Raw genomic sequence first — 21026 nt, forward strand, 5'->3', positions numbered from 1 at the left:
TACCCCTTTATTTATTGTGAACGCGTTTTTCATTCTTCTGTTTTATTGTTTTCTTTCGCCTCTAACTCTTTTAATTTTTTCTTCAAAGTCTCCACTTGTGCACTATACGATGCAATACCTACATCTAGTGAAATTTCTTCGACGAAAGTAATACCTACTCTCCACTTTTCATATTTCAATCGAAGATCTGCAATGTACGCTTCTTTTCTTTCAATTTCATCTTTAATCCATTTTTTTATTGTTACATCATCACTATAGTTACCAAAATACATTCTCATTAAAAAATCCGAACGTAAAACATCCTTCTCTACAGGCGTCTGCATGTATTGATAAAACTCTTCACGTCCTTCATCTGTAATAAAGTACATTTTCTTATTCGGTTTCCCCTCTTGCATGACAACCTCTTTTTTTATTTTCCCTTCATTCTCCAATTGTCGTAACGTTGGATAAATCATTCCAAAACTTCCATCAAAAAAATGAGTAAATACGTCTTCAAACACAATTTTAATATCGTACCCAGACAATTCCTTTTCCATTAATAAACCTAAAACAACATCTCTTCCCTTCAAAGTAAAACCCCCACACATTATATAATCAATAATCATATTAACAATATTAATATGATTATTGATTATATACCTTATTCTGTTAATTGTAAAATGTTTCTAAATAAAAAAGCCCCATAATTTGGTTTCACCAATTCACAGGGCCATTTTCTTTTTTACTCTTTCACACCTACATCTTGCAAACTTCAATATCCTCTTTCATTTCATAATAATAAGAAGGCAATTCTATACCATGTTCTAAGAAATAATCCTCAATGAATGAAATAATAATTTTTAACGTTTTCACACGAGCATACAATTTATCGTTACTTTCAATAATATGCCACTTCGCATTTGGCTTACTTGTTTTTTCAAACATGTCTTCCATCGCTTCAACATATTCATCCCATTTTTCACGATTACGCCAATCTTCATCTGTAATTTTCCATCTTTTCAAAGGATTTTTCTCTCTATCTTTAAATCTCTTTAACTGTTCCTCTTTACTTATATGGTAGAAGAACTTCCCCATTATGTAATGGTCATCTGTTAGTAGTTTTTCAAAATCATTAATCTCATCATATGCTCTCATCCACTCTTCCTTTGTAGCAAAACCTTCAACACGCTCAACTAACACACGACCGTACCATGAGCGATCAAAAATAGTAATTTGCCCGTACTGTGGAATTTTGCGCCAGAAACGTTGCAAATAATGGTAACGTTTTTCATGAGGTGCAGGCGCTCCAATTGGATCTACTTGGAACCCACGTGGGTCAAGATGTTCCGTCACCCGCTTAATTGCCCCACCTTTACCAGCCGCATCCCATCCTTCCATAACAAGCATAACCGCGATTTTTTCTTCTTTCAAAATTTGTTGTAATGCTAATAAGCGCCTTTGATATTTTTCGAGTTTCTTATTGTACTTAGATTTTGATTCAATTTTTTTCGTTAAGTCTACTTTAGCAAGATGTCCATTTTCCATAAAACAAATCCCCCTTGTTGTATGACAATGTTATTTTAACATATTTTTGGCAATTTTTTCATATCCTAAAAAGCTGTGTAGAAACATCTCTACACAGCTTCCCTCTCTAATTTCACATATACAAGCACATTTAACTACATTAAAATAAATAATTTATACGGAACTCTTAGTATATTCTTTTTATTAAAACATAAAAATAGCCCTTTTAAAAAGGGTAGCAATCTAAGTATAGAAAAAACAAATTTATTCTTTCTTACTACATACGTAATTATGCCAGCTATAAGAGTAGTGAATAATATATTAATTCACTACTCACAATACCCACTTTACATTATATGGTATATTTACTCGTAAAAAGAAGATAATAACAAGTAAATCCATTAAAGAATGGGAGCTCTTAAAAAATGAAACGAAAAATATTAACTCTCTTTACGCTTATATGTTTAGCACTACCAATGCAAGCTAGTGCTTACACATTTCAGTCACTACCGATTGCGTCAAAGTCTAAACAATGGTATGTCGAAATTGATAAATCTCATAACTCAAACAAGCAAGCAATCCAGCCGAAACAAGGTGTATTTGATACGTATAGTTTACTCGTAAAAAACATCGGTCATGATGTATCAAATGTATCTGTGGAAATACTTGATAACAATCCTACCTCTAAAGCTACCTTTAAACCTTCTACACCTAATGAAAACATTTCTAAAAGTCATACAAGCTTTGACTACATGGTATTCCCATTAGACTTTAATAGTCATAATTTTAAAGTTGTAATCACTTGGGAAGAAAAGAATTTCTCTTATAACGGCCATCCGGTAAATGAAGGTAAAAAAATGAAACAAACATTTGTATTTAATGAAGAATAAGTCCTAATTTCTTTAGGGCTTATTCTTCTTTTTTGAAACCTACTTGTATCGCTTCCGTCACTTCTTTTGTGATTTCTATTTTTGTTGCTTCCATACTAATTTTTTTGTGCCAAATGTGTATGGAAGGCTTTTCATTACAAAGATGTTTTATTAATACTAGTTGATTATATGCTAAGTTATTTTCTATATAGGTCTAGCCCTCTTTTCCCATATAATCAATTAAATCGACGAATACTCGGTACAGACAATGCTATTCCAATTGTTAAAATTACTAAACTAGCTAGTGTTATAATAGTTATCTCGCCACCTATGACAGTAGCTAACCAGCCTACAACTACGTATCCTAATGGCAATAAAGCAAAAGAACCCAACATATCAAGGCTTGCCACTCTTCCGAATGCTTCTTCTGGTACAAGCTCCTGTAAACTCGTTTCCCAAATGAGTCCAAATATCATCATGCCAAATCCTTCAATTGCCATTAAGAATATTAAAGCGGGTGCCCAAGAAATGAATGGCATAATTAATAAAGCAATGCCACTCATTAAAACACCTCCATAAGCCAGTAATCCTCTCTTATGCCACAGCTCTTTCCCACCAAATATTAATGCGGCAATTACAGCCCCACCACCAGAAAAGGCCATGCCAAGTCCATACACGTAAGCTTCAAAATGATGATGAACATTAAATAACCATGGAATTAATACGACGATAATACCGGCATAACAAATATTTATAAAAGAAAAAACTAAAATTGTAATCCACAGCCACGGATGACTTTTTAAAACTAAAACACCTTCCATAAACTCTTGTTTGTAATTAAGCTTACTCTTTTCAATGGGTTTTACTTTTTTAAACTTAATTTCTTTTAAAAATAATAAACATAAAAATGATAATAAGTACGTTGCTGCATCTAGTCCGAAACCTATCCCTGCAGATGCAACCGATACGATTAACCCACCAAGTGCTGGCCCAATTAATCGTATACCTTGATTACTCATTTGAGTGAGTGCGTTAGCTGCATTACGAATTTCAGGGACGAATACTTTCGCCCTTACAGCAGAATATGCTGGTTGGAATATCCCTTCCATAAGTCCGTATATGGCAACGAGAATATATAAAATCGTAATTGTTAATAAATCCATAAATATAAGCGATGCAAGTAATAGCATTAATATACAGCGGATTATATCCGTAAATAACATTAACCTAACCCGATCAATTCGGTCTACAATTAAACCCGCAAATGGTAAAGCAAGAATATTAGGTAGCATGTACATTGCCATCGTCATCCCCATTACAACTGTTGAACCAGTTAATGAATACACAGCAACTGGAAGTATGACCATAGTTATCGAACTACCTAAGGCCGAGAGTAATTGTCCAATCCATAAAAACTTAAAGTGCGTTGATACTTTAACTGGTAATAATAATTTTCCAATATAACCTAAACTTTTCTCCTTTTGTATTTCCCCTTGCATGTCTCTCCCCTCTTTTCAAATGACTATAGAATACATAATATATGACTGAAAATTTATAATATTATATTTCTAATTATATAAGAAACAATTATGTTATGGTAAAATTATCAAAAAAATATAAAGGAGAATACATCATTATGCCTCCAAATTCACATAACATCGAACATCAGATCTATACAATGTGTATGATCCAACGTAACAATGAAGTTTTACTCATAAAACGCCCCAACCATCGAGGTTTCCCTGGCTACATCGCTCCTGGCGGCAAAGTAGATTTCCCCGAAAGTATCGTTCAAGCCGCTATAAGAGAAGTAAAAGAAGAAACCGGATTACTTGTTTCGGATTTAATTTTTAAGGGATTAGATGAATATGTAAATCCGAAAGGGAATGTTCGATATATGGTATTTAACTATTGGACAGACTCATTTGAAGGTGAACTTCTTTTGAACCCTCCTGAGGGTGAATTATTATGGATACCAATCGATACAGCACTAAAGCTACCTATGCAAACTTGGTTTAAAGAAAGATTCCCATTATTTTTTGAAACAGGCACTTTTGAAATTCAACGTGTTTGGGATAATGAGCTAGATAAACAAGTTGCTATAAAAATTACACATACGTAAAAAAGCTTGGAATCTCTCCAAGCTTTTCTTACTTCTCCTCTACTTTCTGAATCTTATAATCAATTTCTAAAAACTTAACTCCAAATATCCACATTCTATGATTAGCTTCTAGTATGTGATCCGTGCGCTCTTTTATAATAAAAGTCTCTGCTAATGGTAAACGGATTGTTAAGAACCGAGTATGTAAATAAATCCCCTCATCTCCCTGACCATTTTCTCTTAACTTACTAGTAATGATTAAATCATGACTATCATTATATAGTTTCAAAATACCAGTCATATTCGAATAAGGTAAAGGTAAGGCGATATTCATATATGTCTCATTCTTATTTGTATGCTTTGAATAAAGAGCTACAAAAATAGATTCACCTGCTTCATTTTTCCTTATCCAAGCCCTTACATTCTCTCTTCCATCTTTCTCATCTATTACACTAATGATAGAGCCATGCATCGTTTCCCAATTGCCGCCCATCCCTAAATGTATTTGTTCCACACGCTTACTCATTTTCTCATAGCAAAGTGCGAACGGACGGAACCAACGAGCCCATTTAATATTCGATTGCAATTCATACTCTGCTGTATTTTCATAAAAATGAATCATACTTAAAGGAACCTTCGTCACATCAAATGCCTCACTATGAAAGTCATTTACTTTATCAACTAAACCGTTGTATTCCTTACTGTCTACTAAATTGCTGCTATATAAATAAGCCTCACCAATTACCACATTTCCTCTTAACTTACTCATTGGTTTCCCATAGTATTTATAATTCGGAACACTCTTTTCAATCACCCAGCCGATAAATGCCGGTAAAGCTACTCCAATTCCATTGACAACACCATGAATCCAAACCATTTGAGCAATTGTAATCGTCATTACATGCTTCAAATTTCCGTATGAATATATAAGTGAGAACATAATTGTAACCATGAGTGTACTAGACGAAACGATTAGAAGAATCTTTGCACTGATAGCATTAAATTTTGCTCTCCAAACGTAAAATCCATACCCATAAATTGCACATAAATATAGGAACACTGCAAAAAATTCAAATATTCTTGAGTATGTAATTCCTATTGCAACTGTCATAGGTGAAATCATGATGATAAACATAATAGCATCATACACTTTACTTCTCTTTTCTCTTTTTCTCCCTATTAAACCAGCTGATAATGGCAATAGAAACGCCGAATAATGAAAATGTGCAGCTGTGAGTAAAACAATGTCAGAGCTAAAATGCATAATTGAAAGTTTTGCTACTGAAGCAAAAAACCAAAAACCACCTAAAAACAAATAAATAAACGCACTATCTATGGCGATTTCTTCTAACGGCTTCCATCCTCTTTCTAGCAATCTACGTACACCAAATAACGCAACAATTCCTGTATATACAAACCAAACTAGCGCAAATACATTGTAATTTGTGACGAAAGCTAGCATTGCACAAATTGCTGCGATTGGATATAAAAACGATACGAATTTATAAAATAATAAATACGATCCATCTCTTTTTCTTTTATCAATAATACAAAGTGACATTGGTATAAATAATAAAACAGATAATAATATAATTGCTTCAACAGGATTTATATTCGACCACTCATATATTAGAAAAACAACATAACAAGCAAGCCCAAATATTATATTTTTCATATCGTTTATTTCCTTTCCACAAATGTTCCCTTATATGAAAAAAGCGAGCCAATTAACGGGTTTCGTACTTGTACATGAATTCTAAAACACTGTAGTGTTGCATCATAACTTTCAACAATTTTTGCTTCACCATACAAAAATTTTGGTAACGGCATTTTTCTTCCAAACATATAAAACCATTGTTTCTTTGAAGAAATATGCATTGCCCCTAACTCATCGATATGAAAATGCAGTGTAGAAACGAGTAAATGTGGTTCGCCAAAATAATCTACAATTTCATTTTTGTTTTCATCAAACTGCATAACTGCATTAAAATATCTTTTCTTATTATGGAAATAAAAAGTACGGTTCCACCTTACTAATTCTTGTCCATATTCATCTCGCTCAGCTATGTTTTGTATCGTAAATGGAATTCCCTCTCCTCGTTCCGAGAAAAACATTCGAAACTTCGATGCAATTTTCAATATAAATTTCACGAAAAAAGAGCCACCGTAAATTTCATCCATCTTTCCTTCCCCTGTAAAACTATTCTCTTCTGTAATCGCATAACGCTTCTGCAATTCAGGATGAAGATTTTTATAGGTATCCCCTAATAATCGTTCATACATATTAGCCATACACTTATCCCTTTCTCGCCCTCTTACAATTTTTCGCGCTTGGTAAATCGAAACTATTTATATAACCGACAATTGATAACCCCATTAGAAGAACATTTAATGTAATCGGATTAAACGGTCCTGTAAAGCTTGCGATATTCGTAAATCCTGCCGCTAACGTTAAAACTAGTAATACAATAATATGCAGTATAAATAATTTTCTTTTTGTTAGTGGCAACAGCCATACGACACCGAAAATTATTTCTAACACCCCAATTATTTTAAGTATACATACACTACTTTCATTTGAACCAATTAATACAGAAAGCATCTTTACTTCTTCTAAATGAGTAAACAGTAGTTTTGGCACTATCCCTTGATATATCCATACAAAAGCAAATAAAAAACATACGAGCCAATACGTCATTGTTCTTCTAATTAGTAATCTAGGATGAAGCCCCTTTTCTAACCATAATTTTAAGGCATCAAAACTCCAAGCGGTCGCCCAACCTAATAACGGACGAAAAATATAGGAATCTATTACATTTCCTATACGACCAAATCTTGTCTCATAATCATATTGTGTCTCAAAATGAATATATTCTTTATTGGGCGTATACTTCCAATAACCACGTCCTATTTGAATAAGAGATAATGTATTATCCGTCCAAAATTTTAAAGAGGAAATTCTTTCACCAGTCTCTTTTCTTATTTCACCTATTGATTCCCCTTCTCCAGCTATTTCAAGCCCAAATCCAATCTTTGTTTTATACAAAAACTTCTGTGGTTCTCCTTCTTTTTTCTCTAAATACGAAATTTCAGTAAAGCGAGCATCCCACTCTGTATGTATATCTGGTTCTTGCGTATATTCCCATAATTTTTCCATCGTCGTGTTCATTTTTGTCGCAACATAAATAGGCTGTTTCCTTTTCATTCTCCCCACCTCCTATGCACTATAAGTTTAATGTACATGCAATGAATTTATTTTGCTACATTTTTCACAAACTCCCTCAGAAAAAAGAAAGAATTTTTAAAATATGTATAAAACACTTGATTCCCCGAAAAATTTAAATTATTATAAAACAAATGTTACCAACAACTTCATAAATCAAACACTCTCGCCTAAAACGTGAGATAGAGGTTGCGATACTTATGAGTATTCTAATGGAGACACAGAGATGTCTATGAACTTAGATGAAAGGAAGTATTGCCGAAATTGATAAATTTCTCTGCATTTATCAATTGGGGCTGTTTTCGAATAGAAACAGAACTGTCATATGTACAGACGTGTACGTATGAAGAGCTATCTACAAAAAAGAGATATCATTTTTTATGATATTCCTTTTTTGGCGGTTTTTTTATTAGCTCCGTTTTCTGTTTCCCTTTTCCTGTAACAGCACCATCCTCACTTATTTGAGATGGTGTTTTTTGTTTGTCTTTCTGGTAACTACAGGAGTATTGGGATTTATATATTTCCTAATCTATTCTTAAAAATAGACGAAAGAAGGAATTTGTAATGGAAACAATTGTTCAAAAATTCGGTGGCACTTCTGTCGGAAGCGTCGAACGCATTCAACATGTAGCAAATTTAATTATTGAAGAATATGAACGAGGTCATAGCGTTGTCTCTGTCGTTTCAGCAATGGGAAAAAGCACGGATGAACTTGTCGCACTCGCTAACGCAATTACAGAAAATCCAAGTAAACGCGAAATGGATATGCTTCTATCGACAGGAGAGCAAGTAACTATTTCATTATTAACGATGGCACTACAAGCAAAAGGGTATAACGCGATTTCATTAACAGGATGGCAAGCTGGTATTACGACAGAATCTGTACATAGTAGTGCACGGATTACTGAAATTAATACAGATCGAATTCAGTCTTATCTTACTAAAGGCACGATTGTTATTGTAGCTGGTTTCCAAGGAGTCAGTGAAGATTTTGAAATTACAACGCTTGGACGAGGCGGTTCTGATACAACTGCTGTCGCATTAGCTGCTGCACTAAACGCAAAAAAATGTGATATTTACACAGATGTGACCGGCGTATATACGACGGATCCACGAGTTGTAAAAGATGCTTATAAATTAGATGAAATTTCTTATGACGAAATGTTAGAACTTGCAAACCTCGGTGCTGGTGTATTACACCCGCGCGCCGTTGAGTTTGCTAAAAATCATAACGTAGTTTTAGAAGTTCGCTCAAGTATGGAACAAGAAAACGGAACAATTGTAAAAGGAGAATGTAACATGGAACAACAATCAATCGTTAAAGGTATTGCATTTGAGGATAATATTACACGTGTCACAATTAAAGGACTAGAACAAGGCTCGCTTTCAACAGTTTTCTCTACATTAGCAGCAGCACACATTAATGTAGATATCATCATTCAAAGTATTACAAATGAAGGAACTGTACATCTCTCCTTCTCCATTCATTCGAATGATTTAAGAGAAACTTTAGAAGTTTTGGAACAAAATCAAGAAACTCTTCACTATGAATCTGTAGAACATGAAAATCACTTAGCAAAAGTATCAATCGTAGGATCTGGCATGGTATCTAACCCAGGTGTCGCTGCAAATATGTTCACTACTTTAAAAGAAGAAGATATTCATATTAAAATGGTAAGTACATCAGAAATTAAAGTGTCTGTCGTTATTGACCGCCTTCATTTAGTAACAGGCGTTGAGGCGCTGCATCAATCATTTATGGCGAAAATTGAGCCTTTCGTGCAAATGAGCTAATTTGATATGTTTAGTAACGCTTATAAAAAAAACATATTAATCTACTTCCTTCCTATTAAATAAAAAGCTATTCGTTAACAAGATGCTATATGATATATTAAAAAACACCTTGTCACATTTTCCTATACTGTGACAAGGTGTTTTTGACTGAAAGGAATTTGTAACTACTTAGTAGTATAATTATGAGGATAATTAAATAATAAACTTTTATACATAAGGAGATAAGACTATGGCAAAAAACAAATTACTACGAATGGACAATGTCAGCATCGTTGTAGAATCCCTTGATAACGCAATCTCTTTCTTTGAGGAGATTGGCTTGAATCTCGAAGATCGAGCAAATGTCGAAGGTGAATGGGCTGGTCGCGTAACTGGACTCGGTTCTCAGTGCGTAGAGATTGCTATGATGGTCACTCCAGATGGCCACAGCCGAATTGAACTTTCGCGATTTCTCACCCCTCCTACTATAGCAGATCACCGAACAGCTCCTGTAAACGCCCTCGGTTATCTACGCGTCATGTTCACTGTCGAGGATATTGACGAAATGGTATCGAGACTCACTAAGCATGGTGCAGAGCTCGTTGGCGAAGTAGTTCAGTACGAGAACTCGTATCGTCTCTGCTACATTCGTGGAGTCGAAGGAATTTTAATCGGTTTAGCAGAAGAACTCGGTAATAAATAAGTAATGTTTTATAAAAAAGAGGGAATAGCTCTATATTTAAGCTATTCCCTTACTTCTATTAAAACAGATGAATGTTTTCTTTCTTGCAAGCTTCACGTAAATCGTCAGGCCATACAGAAGATTGAACTTCACCGATATGTGCTTTACGTAAGAAGTACATGCACATTCTTGATTGTCCAATGCCACCGCCGATTGTTAATGGTAGTACGTCTTCTAGTATACCTTTATGGAAATCATACTCACGTTTGAAGTCTTCACCAGTTTTCGTTAACTGCTCATCAAGTGATTTACTATCAACACGAATTCCCATTGATGATAACTCAAATGAAGATTGTAGTACTGGGTGCCAGAATAAAATGTCACCGTTTAATTTCCAATCGTCATAATCAGCTGCGCGTCCGTCATGCTTTTCACCTGAACGAAGTGCATCACCAATTCCGATAATGAAGACTGCACCGTGTTCTTTTGCAATTGCATGTTCACGATCTTTCGGTGTTAATTCTGGATATTTATCTTCTAATTCTTGAGAAGTAACGAAAACAATTTCTTCCGGTAAATACTTTCCAAGGAACGGATATTTTTCAAATAAGTGATCTTCTAAATCTTTGAATATTCCATAAATTGTTTGTACTGTTTTTTGTAAGTATTCAACAGTACGCCATTCTTTTTGAACGATTTTTTCCCAATCCCATTGGTCAACATAAATGGAATGCGTTGCATCAAGTTCTTCATCACGACGAATCGCGTTCATGTTTGTATATAAACCTTCACCAGCTTCATATCCGTATTCATGTAATGCAAATCGTTTCCATTTCGCTAGTGAATGAACAATTTCTAATTCTTCTCCTGAATGTAACATATCAAATTCAATTGGACGTTCTACACCGTTTAGGTGATCGTTTAATCCTGATTTTTTCGTTACGAATAATGGTGCAGATACGCGGAATAGTTCAAGGCGTTTTGCTAATTGGTCCTCGAAAAATGTTTTAACTTCCTTAATTGCAATTTGAGTCTCTCTTACTGTCATTAATGATTGATACATGGTGGTTTCCTCCTAAAATGTTTGGATGTTGTGAAAAGAAGCCAACAAAAAAAGCCCTTCTTTCCCAAAAAACTGGGACGAAAGGCTTTGGTTCCGCGGTACCACCCAAATTAGCAACAGAGGTTGCTCACTTATACAATACGGAGATGAAATATCTCGATACTGTTCTTCTTGTAACGGCGAAGTTCCCGGCTAAGTCTACTTTCCTATAAAGGATTTCGGTTAGCAACTCCAGGAGGTTCTTCATAATAGGCTTCGTATCAGGCTCACACCACCCCTGACTCGCTTAAACTACGTCCTACTACTACTCGTCCTTTCATAGTCGTTTTGTTGTCACATCTCTGAAACATTTTATTAATGATTATTCTATACAAAAAATAAAGAAAGTCAACAAAAAGTTTTAAAATGTTTTTCAATTCTTTATTTTACGGCTTTATTGATTGTTGTTAATTTAACATCTTTACTTTTTCTGCCTCGTCAATCCCAAAAATGTTTCACTGACCGAAACTAACGTATACACAACAATTAATGTGATCGTTCGGAATATAGAATCTGCAGTATTTCTTATTATTTTCATTTTCTTTATAATTCCTTTCAGTTTACTTGCAAATTCATGTTATACTATAGCATTCAAGCAGTTTATTTTTACTTACAGCAATCATAGTCATTTATAAAGAGTATTTTCTAAATCATTGACTATTATCAAATAAGATTTTTATATAACGGAGTGATCATATGAGTAAAACGAAAGCAAAACCGAAAAAAGGTGTAGGACAAGGTACAGGAAGTAAAGGATGGAACCGTTGGCAATCAAGTGCAAAGAAAAAGGCAGCTGCCAAACCCTACAAAAGTAAAGGTACAAAGAAGTAATTTAAATAACATTTGATTTCTTTACTTTGCACAAAACAAAATATAATTATTACAACAAAAAGCTATGCTTTCACATGTGAAAGCATAGCTTTTTCATATTAAATCATTAAAATATCTCTTATTTCTTCCTCCGTAATGGATGCTAATTTTTCTTCTCCTGGCTCAATCACTTCAGCAATTAAATTTTTCTTACTTTCTTGCAGTTCATGCATTTTCTCCTCAATTGTTCCGTGGGCTACTAGCTTTATAACTTGTACTGTATTTTTTTGCCCCATTCGATACGCTCTATCAGCCGCTTGTTGTTCAACAGCTGGATTCCACCATAAATCATATAATATTACTGTATCTGCACCAGTTAAATTAAGTCCGGTACCACCAGCTTTTAAAGAAATGAGAAATAGATCTCCTTCTCCTTCGTTAAACCGATCGCACAGCTCTACACGTTCCTGCGCTGGTGTACTCCCGTCTAAATAAAAGTATGGAATTGCTTGTCGATTTAACTCACGACCAATAATGGAAAGCATCTTCGTAAATTGAGAAAAAATTAATATTCTCTTCCCTGTACTTCTACATTCCTCTAAAATCTCTAACAGTTGTTCAAATTTAGCTGAACTTCCTTTGTAATCATCAACAAATAAAGCAGGATGGCAACAAATTTGTCGCAATCTCGTTAAACCAGCTAAAATTCTAATTTTATTTTTACGTAACGTATCTTTGTCTAAATGCTTTAACGTTTCTTCCCTTAACTTCGCTAAATAAGCAGCATAAAGTCTCTTTTGATCCGGTAATAACTGCGATGATTGTAAGTGCTCTATTTTCTCTGGCAACTCATTTAATACGTCCCCTTTTAATCGTCTTAATACGAATGGTTTCACTCGCTTCGCTATATCTTCACGCCTTAAATCACCGAACTCTTTTCTTCCTGGTAATAATTCTGGGAAGACGACATGGAAGATAGACCATAGCTCTTCTAATGAATTTTCTACAGGTGTACCCGTTAGCCCAAAACGGTATTCAGCTTGAATTGTTTTCACAGCTCTTGCCGTTTGCGTTGTAGGGTTTTTAAACGCCTGCGCTTCATCAAGGAATAGTGTATGAAATGGTCTTGCATACAATCTTATATCTCTTCTCAGTAATGGATATGACGTAATTACAACATCAAATTCCGTTATATCTTTCAAAATTTTCCGGCGCTCTGCTTGAATTCCATCTGCAATAACTGCTCTAATATGCGGGGCGAATTTTTTCAATTCACTAAACCAATTATAAACAAGAGATGATGGTGAAACGACTAATATTGGCAGTTTCTTTTCTCGAATCTCAGTCAAAACAGAATCTATAAAAGCAATGCTTTGCAACGTTTTTCCAAGTCCCATATCATCTGCTAAAATACCGCCAAAACGGTAATGAGCAAGTGTTTTCATCCATTCGAACCCATATACTTGATACTTTCTCATTTCTGCATTTAAAGTATTTGGCACAGCAAACTTTAATTTTTTCGGGTTTTGAATGTTTTCTACTAACTCTTGAACAGAATCATCCAAACTTAAAACATTGCCTTCATGAAGTCCGTTCATCCATTTTACACTCCGAATAAGCGGAACATTTACCTCTTCTCCATGTAAAAATTCTTTCCGAATACCTGATTCTTTTATAAACTGATTAATTTCATTAAACTCTTTACTCTCTAGCGATAAAAACGAACCATTCGCCAATCGATAATATTTACGTTTCTCTTCAAGGGCCGCTAATACACCTTTAATTTCTGCTTCTGGTATTCCTTTTATATCAAAACGAAATGACAACCAATCAATTCTTTCTTTTCTTCTCACTCTAATAAGAGGAACTGCATCCCCTTTACTAATTCGCAATTTGATTGCTGTTGTCGCATAAATATCAACTAAACCTTTTAATGTTGGCACAACGTGATATAAAAAGTTATACTCAGCTTCTTCATTATGCATAAAGTAACCGCCTTCTGTTTTTGCAAAAGCACTTTCACTCATAATGTCTAAAATCTCTTTTTCCTTTTTCTCATCACGATTAAAAACAGACGGCTGTCCATCCTCTTCTAGCGGATTAATCATGACGTTCCCATAGTGAAATTCAAGACCTGCTAATAAGCGATTTTTCACGCGGTCTAAATACAATTTCGCTTTTAGCGAAGGTGTTTCAACACGATCCGATATTACTTCATCAATGTGTACAGTTCCGAGCTTCATTAATCCTGGTACAACTTTCGCGACGAAATGTTCCATCTTACTTTCTGGAATATAAAACTGATTACTATTTGAGCGACTCATCATCTTTTGTAATTCAATAAGTCGCATACAATCTTCAATGTGTAAGTGATATAATTTCCCATCGTAAAGTGCATTGTTATACATATCCATAACTTGTACACGATTTAAACCCTCTATATGAAGTGTAAATCCGCCATTATTTCCCTTCGTAAATTCAAAGTGTAACGGCAACAACCCTTTTGAAACTTGTAATCCCTGAAACAGTTGTTCATTTTGTTTCAGCTGTACATATTCAGCTTTAGAAAGTGAAAAGAGCATATCTTTCCATGAAGCTGGTGGTATAAATATCATACTTTCATCTTGTTTCGCATGTACTTCTAGCGTATCTTCATACATTTTTTCGTTATGATACATTTTAATGAGCTGCTGAATAATCGCATCCGTTTCTTGTTTAAAACTATGTACATCTGGTGTATATGTAAATTCATTTGAACAATGAAAAGACTCTCTTTTCTCCACCTTAGAAAGAAATTCTCTAATATGATTTATGAAATACACTTTGGCAAGTTTCAATTGGATTCCAAGAAGAGCCCCACCACTTCTCGTAGCAACTGGTGTACATATAAACTCAATATCTAATATTTCACGTGTATCAAAACGGTGTTGTTTACTTTTTGGCCTCAGTGGTTTGTCTGCAAACAGCTGAAACATACCACTTGTCAATTGATCATTTCTGCTACTAGTGGAGCTCATTCCACCTGTTTGTTGATTATAGTTTATTTGTATTAATACTGCTGCAACATGTTGACAGTACGTTTGAAAAGACGCTAATGAAGGACAACTACATTTTGCAACAACATCACCCTTTTTGGCTTTTGCTACTGTAACATGGAAATCCTCGTTCCCTTTTACTGTCGCCTCACAAATTTCTTTATTTTCATCGTAATGATCTATTATCACTTTATTTGATTTATAATAGGCTTCACCTCTTTTATATGAGGTCTCTCCGCACACTTCTTTAATAATCGATTTATTCAATGTGAAACTCATCGCTTTGACACTTCCTTAATATAAAACCATTTTCTCTTACTTAACATTTTACATGCTCCATGAGAAAATATAAAATGTTGATTTAACAAAAGAAGATGCTTATTTATAAGCATCTTCTTCACTCTATCTCCATCAACCTCTTCGCCTCAAAATACAACACTTGAATAAACTTCTTCGTATTAATTCGCGTATGACCAGAAGATGCGAGTTCATCTTTCGTCATTTCTGTCATCCGTTTTCTAACTACGGTAAAATCGAAAAATTTTGGAGCATAGCTTTCAAATTTTGGATTTGAAAAGTCTGTTAATCCTAAAGAAGCCAAATGATTTAACGACTGATAAATAGCTCGACGTACTCTTTGTTCAGACGCTTTTTTCTCTTTATCAATATCCGCCTCTAAAGCTAGATCCCCTAATTTCCTTATCGTAATATGATGAAAAATTTCTTTTAACGCAGGAAAGCCAAACTCAAATGTCTGTTCCTTTTCTTGACCATATAAATATTCCAGCATACTAAGTAAATCTTTACTTCCATTCTCTCCCGCAATACCGAGTTCTGATAGTAAAAAGCGTCCTAAATCCCCTATCTTTTTTCCTTCTTGCACTGGTTCAGTACGCAATTGCGGCTTTTCCCACTGAAACACGTTATTCAATGATTTTTGAATATCATGTATAGAACGCTCCAATCTAATACGCTCCATCACTTTGCGTACAACAGATACAACTTCGATTTTGTTTAATGGTTTTGTAATATAATATTCTACACCAAGTGTATATGCCTCACCTATAAGCTGCTTCGATTCCACTTGAGAAATCATAATGATTTTCCCCGTGAAAGTTGACGCAATGTGACGAACTGTTTCAATTCCGTCCCTCATCGGCATCAACAAATCAATAAATAAAATATCTACTTTTTTAAAATTTAGTTGATCCGCTTCAATAAAAGCTCCGTCATCCGCCTCACCAATTACTTCTCCAAGATCTCCATCTTCAATAATTTGCGAAAGCATCGAACGGAAAACTTCATCATCGTCTACGATATAATAAAACAAATCTATTCCCCTTCCTGCTTTAAACTATCCTCTGGTAAACAAACGATAAACTTACATCCTCTTTTATTTTCTCGGTCTTCTAATTTCACTTCTCCGCCTAGCTCTGTTACCATTTCATTTATGTAAGAAAGCCCAATACCAGTTGACGGTGTTCCCGTTTGATCATACTTGGAAGTAAATCCTGGCTTAAATACTAATTTCTTATACTTTTGTGTAATACCAGGCCCATCGTCAATTACTTCAAAAAATATATGCTGATTTCTTTTATATAGCTTAATAATAACGAAACCTTTATCTTCAATTGCTTCAACTGCATTTGCAACTAAGTTATTAAAAATTGATAGCACTGTATACACGTGGTATGCAGCATGCTCACCTTCTATATGTTTAGAAAAACGTATATCCTTTTCTAGCATTTCAGCATACTTCTCGTTTATTCTAACAATCATCTCTGCTAACTCATGTCCTTCTACATATTCAGCCACATTTTTATCTAATAACAGTTTAGATAATCCTGCAAATATCCTTTGATTATCCTTTTTTATTTCATGCACTTCCCCCGCTATTTTCAATGCTGTTTTACTACTTGAATCAGCGCTTACTTGTAAATTTCGATATAGTTGATATGCTTCTTGTGTAATTAACTCCGCATTTTGTAACGTCTTTTTCAAATGAACAGATTCCACATATAAATTAGAAAGATGCATTAACATATTTTCATTTTCTTTTCGAACTTGCGATTCTTTTAATTTCGTTTCATATAAATTCATCATATTTAAAAAACCAAGTGCAAAGAAACTACGAAAAATAGCAATAATAATAAGTTTATTCACTTCAGAAATCGTTATTGTTGTACCTAGTACTAACATGTGATAAAACGCAAGTTCTGACATACTTGCAACAATTTCAATTGAAATTCCAAGGCATCCAATAATGATTGGTTTCTGATGGAACTTATTTACCCTACAAAGCGAAAAAAAACTGCCATAAATAAAATAATAGAAGAACACAGGATAACGCAAATAAAATGATTCTGTCATATGAAATGAACCTTGCATGATCCAGTCAAGACATACTCGGAATAAGACTACAGATATACCAACTAGAATACCTGCAACTCCTGCTGGTACTCTTCTTAAAAATAATAATAAAAAGAAGAATAGCGGTGTACCGAAGCTAACTCGAAACGTATCATTAAAGGGATGAAAGTTCAGCTCCCCAGCAATCGGAACAACGACCATTAATATAATTAAAAGGGACATATCTTTCTTCCATAATTGATTCCAATTCAAAGGTGACACTTCCTATACTTTTTTTCAGTAGTAAAAGTGAAAGCCCGCTTATTGTTATAAACGGGCTTTTTTTCTATATTCTAACCTTTTCTACCGCTTTTATTTGGCGATACTCTGGCTTCCACATTGCTTCTCGCACTGCCATCTTGATATCGTTATCACTTAAGTTCACTCTTGCAACACCTTCTGCAACTGCAACTTTCGCTACTTCAATTGCAACCATTTCTGAGATATTACGTAATTCTTCGACCTCTGGTAAAATAGGTGCTCCTGGCTGACTTGTATCTACCATACTTGCAACTGCTTCAGCAGCCGCTGCGAACATTCCATCCGTCATGACGCTTGCTCGTACTACAATTGTTCCAAGACCAAGCCCTGGGAAAATAAGTGCATTATTTGATTGTCCAATCACATACGTTACACCGTTATATGTAACTGGTTCAAATGGACTTCCTGTTGCAACTAACGCTCTTCCTTCTGTCCACTCGATTAAATCTGCTGGTTTTGCTTCAGCAAGTGGCGTTGGATTCGACATTGGTAAAATGATTGGTCTTTCTACGTGAGAAGCCATTTCTTTAATAATCTCTTCTTTAAATGCACCTGCAACAGTAGATGTACCAATTAAAATTGTCGGTTTTACATGTTTCACAACTTCAGCAAGTCCGATCACATCATTTTCTTTCCACTCACTTACTTCTGCTTCTTTTCTTGCGTACGGAATTTGGAAATCAAGAAGATCTTCCATATTATCTGTAACTAACCCGTTACGATCAATACACCAGAAACGCTTATATGATTCTTCTTCAGATACGCCTACGCGGACCATCGCATCTCTAACTTGATCTGCGATACCGATTCCAGCCGTACCAGCACCAAATACAACAACGCGGTGTTCACTTAGCGGTACACCAGAAGCTTTCACTGCCGATAATACTGCCGCAAGTGAAACTGCACCTGTACCTTGAATATCATCATTAAATGTACAAACATCATGACGATATTTATCTAAAATTTTTCGTGCGTTACGAGAGCTAAAGTCTTCCCAATGTAAAAGTGCTTTCGGGAATTGTTTGTTTACCGCTTGTACAAACGTATCAATAAATTCATCGTAAGCTTCACCTGTTATACGAGGGTGACGATTTCCAATATAAAATGGATTGTTTAATAGCTCCTCACGGTTTGTACCTACATCTAAAATTACTGGTAATACACGACTAGGATCGATTCCAACTGCAGCAGTGTAAACAGCTAATTTTCCGATTGCGATGTTAATACCACCAACGCCCCAGTCACCAATTCCTAATATGCCTTCTCCATCTGTTACAACGACTAAATCAATGTTCTCAGCTGTTGCACCGATATTGGTAAATGCTTCTTCGATACCTGATGAATCGTTAATTGATAAATAAACGCCACGTGGTTTACGATATTCATGACTATATCTTTGAATTGCTACACCGACAGTTGGTGTATATACAATCGGTAACATTTCACGTAAATGATCTGTTAATATACGATAAAATAATACTTCATTTCGATCATGTAACGCAGTTAAGTATACATTCTTTAATAAATCATCCGGCTGAGAACTAAATTGTTCGTATGCTCGGCGTGCCTGTTCTTCTAACGTTAAAACCGCTGGCGGTAATAACCCTTTTAAACCTAACTCTTCTCTTTCATTTTGTGTGAAAGCTACCCCTTTATTTAAAAGTGGTGTTGATAATACTTCTGCTCCTCTTAATGTTGTTTCTAATGCACCATTAGAAGCTACTGTAAACTTGCTCATAACATCCCTACCTCTATTCATATATAGCATTTCTATATTGTAAACAAAAAAGAGGGGCTTGTCCCCCCTCTTCTTTTAATTTTTCTTTAAAAGAGTTGCTCCTGCAATCCCTGGGTGTGTCATTTCGAATGGATCTAGAATTAATTCTAAGTCTTCTTGTGACAGTACACCATTTTTCACACAAAGTTCTCGAACGGATTGCCCTGTCGCGATTGCTTCTTTCGCAACGCGAGCTGCTGCTTCATAACCGATATGAGGGTTCACGGCTGTAATAATTCCTACACTCTTCTCAACATACTCTTTTAAGCGATCTTCATTCGCTTCAATTCCTTTTAAGCAATTATCTGTAAAGGCACGGAAACCGTTATTCATAATGCTAATTGATTGAAGTAAGTTGAAAACAAGTACTGGTTCCATCACGTTTAATTCTAATTGTCCTGCTTCTGAAGCAAGGCAAATTGTATGGTCGTTACCAATGACTTGGAACGCAATTTGATTAATTACTTCTGGCATAACAGGATTTACTTTCCCTGGCATAATAGATGAACCTGGTTGACGAGCTGGTAGCATAATTTCCGCTAAACCAACGCGTGGACCTGATGCCATTAAGCGAAGGTCATTCGCAATTTTAGACATATTCATCATACATACTTTAAGTGCTGCTGATACTTCTGTGTATGCATCCGTATTTTGCGTTGCATCTACTAAGTCTTCTGCACCAACAAGTGGCAGTTCACTAATTGCAGCTAAATGTTTTACAACCGCTTCAATATATTCTGGATCTGCATTTAAGCCTGTACCAACTGCAGTTGCTCCCATGTTCACTTCATATAAGTGTTGACGTGATTGCTGAATTCGTTTCATATCACGTTCAAGTACACGAGAGTACGCTTTAAATTCTTGTCCAAGACGAATTGGCACAGCGTCTTGTAAATGCGTACGACCCATTTTAATCACATGATCGAACTGTTCTGCTTTTAATTCAAATACATCGTGCATATAACCCATCGTTTGTAATAAACCTTCTAATGCGTTTAATGTTGCGATATGAATCGCCGTTGGGAATGCATCGTTTGTTGATTGCGCCATGTTTACATGACTATTTGGACTAATATAATGATAGTCTCCCTTTTCCATTCCTAATAATTCAAGCGCACGATTGGCAATGACTTCATTTGCATTCATGTTCATTGAAGTACCTGCTCCGCCTTGGATTGGATCTACGATAAAATGATCATGCCATTTTCCATCGAGAATTTCTTGAGCAGCTTCTGCGATCGCGCCGCCCTTGTTCAATTCCAATCTTCCTACATCTGTATTCGCAAGCGCTGCAGCTTTTTTTACAATTGCGAACGCTCTAATTAAGCCTTCATGGATTTTGTATCCTGTAATCGGGAAGTTTTCAACTGCACGCATTGTTTGTACGCCGTAGTATGCATAGTTTGGTACTTCTTTTTCACCTAAAAAGTCTTTTTCAATTCGAACACCATTTTTAACTTCAGTTAATGTTGCCATGATTA

17 protein-coding genes, 1 riboswitch and 1 other annotated feature are annotated in these 21026 nt (G+C 35.1%); of the genes, 5 read left to right on the top strand and 12 right to left on the bottom strand.

The window, feature by feature from the left end; genetic code table 11:
• Positions 1-29: 29 nt before the first annotated feature.
• Positions 30-569 carry a PadR family transcriptional regulator gene (locus tag ACTFO4_RS08465; RefSeq protein WP_000678334.1) on the bottom strand — a complete coding sequence of 180 codons (540 nt, stop codon included), beginning with the start codon at positions 567-569 and terminating at the stop codon, positions 30-32.
• 166 nt (positions 570-735) lie between these two features.
• Positions 736-1524 (bottom strand): polyphosphate kinase 2 family protein, encoded by a 789-nt coding sequence (locus tag ACTFO4_RS08470; protein ID WP_017673960.1) that lies wholly within the window; start codon positions 1522-1524, stop codon positions 736-738.
• Between the two features lie 404 nt (positions 1525-1928).
• Between ACTFO4_RS08470 and ACTFO4_RS08475 the strand changes: the two genes are divergently transcribed.
• Complete coding sequence (locus ACTFO4_RS08475; RefSeq protein ID WP_000823333.1) at positions 1929-2393, top strand: hypothetical protein; 465 nt, start codon at positions 1929-1931, stop codon at positions 2391-2393.
• A gap of 215 nt (positions 2394-2608) precedes the next feature.
• Here ACTFO4_RS08475 and ACTFO4_RS08480 read toward each other — a convergent pair whose 3' ends face one another.
• Positions 2609-3871 (bottom strand): MFS transporter, encoded by a 1263-nt coding sequence (locus ACTFO4_RS08480; RefSeq protein ID WP_017673962.1) that lies wholly within the window; start codon positions 3869-3871, stop codon positions 2609-2611.
• A gap of 137 nt (positions 3872-4008) precedes the next feature.
• Between ACTFO4_RS08480 and ACTFO4_RS08485 the strand changes: the two genes are divergently transcribed.
• Positions 4009-4494, top strand: coding sequence for an 8-oxo-dGTP diphosphatase (locus ACTFO4_RS08485; RefSeq protein WP_017673963.1), 486 nt, complete (start codon positions 4009-4011; stop codon positions 4492-4494).
• Between the two features lie 28 nt (positions 4495-4522).
• On the opposite strand, the gene ACTFO4_RS08490 is transcribed toward ACTFO4_RS08485, so the two are convergent.
• The 3 genes from ACTFO4_RS08490 to ACTFO4_RS08500 are packed head-to-tail and all read right to left on the bottom strand — an operon-like array spanning position 4523 to position 7678.
• The gene (locus ACTFO4_RS08490) at positions 4523-6148 is read right to left on the bottom strand and encodes a YndJ family protein (protein WP_017673964.1); all 1626 of its coding nucleotides are present in this window, start codon (positions 6146-6148) and stop codon (positions 4523-4525) included.
• Between the two features lie 5 nt (positions 6149-6153).
• Positions 6154-6765 (bottom strand): DUF4166 domain-containing protein, encoded by a 612-nt coding sequence (locus ACTFO4_RS08495; RefSeq protein ID WP_000002651.1) that lies wholly within the window; start codon positions 6763-6765, stop codon positions 6154-6156.
• 4 nt (positions 6766-6769) lie between these two features.
• On the bottom strand, positions 6770-7678 hold the full coding sequence (locus ACTFO4_RS08500) for a DoxX-like family protein (protein WP_000823944.1): 909 nt from the start codon (positions 7676-7678) through the stop codon (positions 6770-6772).
• A 193-nt stretch (positions 7679-7871) separates the two neighbouring features.
• Positions 7872-8058, top strand: a riboswitch (Lysine riboswitch).
• Between the two features lie 202 nt (positions 8059-8260).
• Here ACTFO4_RS08500 and ACTFO4_RS08505 point away from each other — a divergent pair.
• Positions 8261-9490, top strand: a complete 1230-nt coding sequence (locus tag ACTFO4_RS08505; RefSeq protein WP_017673965.1) for an aspartate kinase — start codon at positions 8261-8263, stop codon at positions 9488-9490.
• Between the two features lie 229 nt (positions 9491-9719).
• Positions 9720-10172 (top strand): VOC family protein, encoded by a 453-nt coding sequence (locus ACTFO4_RS08510; RefSeq protein WP_017673966.1) that lies wholly within the window; start codon positions 9720-9722, stop codon positions 10170-10172.
• A 58-nt stretch (positions 10173-10230) separates the two neighbouring features.
• Here ACTFO4_RS08510 and asnA read toward each other — a convergent pair whose 3' ends face one another.
• Entirely contained in the window at positions 10231-11214 is a 984-nt protein-coding gene (gene asnA, locus ACTFO4_RS08515; RefSeq protein ID WP_000284917.1) for an aspartate--ammonia ligase, read from the bottom strand.
• A 70-nt stretch (positions 11215-11284) separates the two neighbouring features.
• Positions 11285-11543: a binding site (T-box leader), on the bottom strand.
• A 406-nt stretch (positions 11544-11949) separates the two neighbouring features.
• On the opposite strand from asnA, the gene ACTFO4_RS08520 reads away from it, so the two are divergent.
• The gene (locus tag ACTFO4_RS08520; RefSeq protein ID WP_000047588.1) at positions 11950-12084 is read left to right on the top strand and encodes a DUF3934 domain-containing protein; all 135 of its coding nucleotides are present in this window, start codon (positions 11950-11952) and stop codon (positions 12082-12084) included.
• A gap of 98 nt (positions 12085-12182) precedes the next feature.
• On the opposite strand, the gene ACTFO4_RS08525 is transcribed toward ACTFO4_RS08520, so the two are convergent.
• The 5 genes from ACTFO4_RS08525 to aspA all read right to left on the bottom strand — a co-directional run bounded on the left by ACTFO4_RS08525 (position 12183) and on the right by aspA (position 21021).
• A complete protein-coding gene (locus ACTFO4_RS08525; RefSeq protein ID WP_440013486.1) occupies positions 12183-15377 on the bottom strand; it encodes an SNF2 helicase associated domain-containing protein in 3195 nt (1064 codons plus the stop codon).
• Between the two features lie 118 nt (positions 15378-15495).
• A complete protein-coding gene (locus tag ACTFO4_RS08530) occupies positions 15496-16428 on the bottom strand; it encodes a response regulator (protein ID WP_440013485.1) in 933 nt (310 codons plus the stop codon).
• Between the two features lie 2 nt (positions 16429-16430).
• Positions 16431-17729, bottom strand: coding sequence for a sensor histidine kinase (locus ACTFO4_RS08535; RefSeq protein WP_002023846.1), 1299 nt, complete (start codon positions 17727-17729; stop codon positions 16431-16433).
• A gap of 64 nt (positions 17730-17793) precedes the next feature.
• Positions 17794-19506: an oxaloacetate-decarboxylating malate dehydrogenase gene (gene malS / locus ACTFO4_RS08540; RefSeq protein ID WP_440013482.1), complete on the bottom strand. Its 1713-nt coding sequence runs from the start codon at positions 19504-19506 to the stop codon at positions 17794-17796.
• A 75-nt stretch (positions 19507-19581) separates the two neighbouring features.
• Positions 19582-21021: an aspartate ammonia-lyase gene (gene aspA, locus ACTFO4_RS08545; RefSeq protein ID WP_000224194.1), complete on the bottom strand. Its 1440-nt coding sequence runs from the start codon at positions 21019-21021 to the stop codon at positions 19582-19584.
• Positions 21022-21026 lie beyond the last annotated feature (5 nt).

This window comes from Bacillus cereus group sp. MYBKT14-1, from assembly GCF_051915185.1.
Classification (GTDB): Bacteria; Bacillota; Bacilli; order Bacillales; family Bacillaceae_G; genus Bacillus_A; species Bacillus_A cereus.